Origin of the sequence: Shigella sp. FC1967, from assembly GCF_001743005.1 — a bacterium.
Lineage (GTDB): Bacteria > Pseudomonadota > Gammaproteobacteria > Enterobacterales > Enterobacteriaceae > Proteus.
The window spans coordinates 1-1480 of the sequence record NZ_MIIZ01000982.1 but is presented as its reverse complement, the minus strand read 5'-3'; the positions used below and the strand labels follow the sequence as shown (position 1 = coordinate 1480).

The following is a 1480-nucleotide window of genomic DNA, read 5'->3' as shown; positions in this document are numbered from 1 at the left end:
TTAGGACAGTTCTTAGATTAATAAATTAAAAATACTGTATATTTAAACAGTACTTTTAATTATAGGAGAAAATACAATGTCAGATTCAGGTTTTTATCCCGTATTGGGTAGTCGTCATTTTAGTTTAAATAATATTCCTCAAAATATTGCAGTAGGTTATAAAAATACGGATAGCGGTAAAGTGTTCAACGATGACTGGAACGTTCTTGTTACATACATCAATAGATATTAAAGGTCAGAGTGGTCCACTTTCCATTAGAAATGAGTTTGCTGCTGGTTGGTCCGTTAAATTTTCTGAATTACCTTGCGATGAAAAAGGAAATATTTTAGTCATTTCCCATTTCTTCTCACAACTGACTACGGTAACTCCAGAATCGATGAGACTCGTCATTTTGTGTTCTAAAGAGCCAACGCATCGAATTAACTTAAGTACAGGGGAAATTATCGATAATTCAAGTGATAATCAATATATAAAAGACATGGTTATTTATTATACTGTCAATGATTGTAGCCATTCTAACTAATCCCATTATATTGATATAAAAAGATCGTTTAGGCGGTCTTTTTTCGCCTCTGCGACCACAAAATCAATCACAACACCTCACATTCACACAATAACTGTGTGTCTGTATTCTTTTAACTAAACTCGGACACTTTGTTTACTTCGAGAACTTAATGAAAGAATATGGCGTAGAAATTGGAAGCCGTTATATAAGGGTTAATCAGCGACTACTTTAGTGAGGAAAATAGTACAGAAATTCTATTTTATAAAGTTACAAAATAACTGGTTATAAAAACAGTGTTTTATTGCATTTGATCTGTAATTACCTTACCATCATCAAATAGCTGGTAATTTATTATTTATCACTCTAAATTTTATCAAATGCTCGTTTGAGTGGGATTTTCTTTATCTTATACAACTTATTATTCCAATAATATATGTCTAACAAGGAGGATGAGTGAAAGGCAAAAGAGTTGTTATTGTTCATGGTTATATTGCATCTCCAAAGGATAACTGGTTTCCATGGCTGAAAGAAGAGCTTGGTTCGTTAGCGAAAAACGCCGTAAACCCTCGCCCAGTGCGGGCGGGGGTATAAGGCGAAAAGGCCGCAGGGCTTTAAAGATCAATCAAGCGTTGACTGGCTCTGAACGTAGGCTCTGAGTGTTTCAATCGTTGCCCCTCCGGTGCTACAGACAAAGTACGACCTTGACCACAAAAAGTCCCGTTTTACTTTGCGTCCGCAAATGTGTGTTTTGCTGGCGCAGCAGGCGCGACGATACTGATTTCAAATTGTTGACCATCACACTGACCGCCAGTTTTGGCGGGTAAGCAACCAGCAGATGCACATGGTCAGGCTCTCCGTCCATCTCAATAATTTCGCATTCAAGTTTTGCCGCAGCGGAGTCAAATGCATCACGCAGTTGAGCGAGCATCTGTCCGTCAAATAGCTTACGTCGATACTTTGTCGTAAAGATCAGA

The 1480-nt window shown here is 37.6% G+C and carries 3 protein-coding genes and 1 pseudogene; 3 read left to right on the top strand and 1 reads right to left on the bottom strand.

What is annotated here, in order from left to right; genetic code table 11:
• Positions 1–76 precede the first annotated feature (76 nt).
• The 3 genes from BHE89_RS23890 to BHE89_RS17090 all read left to right on the top strand — a co-directional run bounded on the left by BHE89_RS23890 (position 77) and on the right by BHE89_RS17090 (position 1097).
• Positions 77–232, top strand: a complete 156-nt coding sequence (locus BHE89_RS23890; protein WP_171742527.1) for a hypothetical protein — start codon at positions 77–79, stop codon at positions 230–232.
• Entirely contained in the window at positions 192–524 is a 333-nt protein-coding gene (locus BHE89_RS17095; protein WP_128860659.1) for a hypothetical protein, read from the top strand. The genes BHE89_RS23890 and BHE89_RS17095 overlap by 41 nt, the downstream gene beginning before the upstream one ends.
• Positions 525–959: 435 nt before the next feature.
• Positions 960–1097, top strand: coding sequence for a hypothetical protein (locus tag BHE89_RS17090; protein WP_413242931.1), 138 nt, complete (start codon positions 960–962; stop codon positions 1095–1097).
• 27 nt (positions 1098–1124) lie between these two features.
• Here the strand turns inward: BHE89_RS17090 and tnpA are convergent.
• Positions 1125–1479: pseudogene (tnpA, locus tag BHE89_RS17080) on the bottom strand (IS200/IS605 family transposase).
• Between the last annotated feature and the right edge of the window lies 1 nt (position 1480).

Excerpts from the sequence above, each read along its gene's own strand:
- BHE89_RS23890 (WP_171742527.1), top strand. The coding sequence starts at position 77 with ATGTCAGATTCAGGTTTTTATCCCGTATTGGGTAGTCGTCATTTTAGT.
- BHE89_RS17095 (WP_128860659.1), top strand. The coding sequence starts at position 192 with ATGACTGGAACGTTCTTGTTACATACATCAATAGATATTAAAGGTCAG.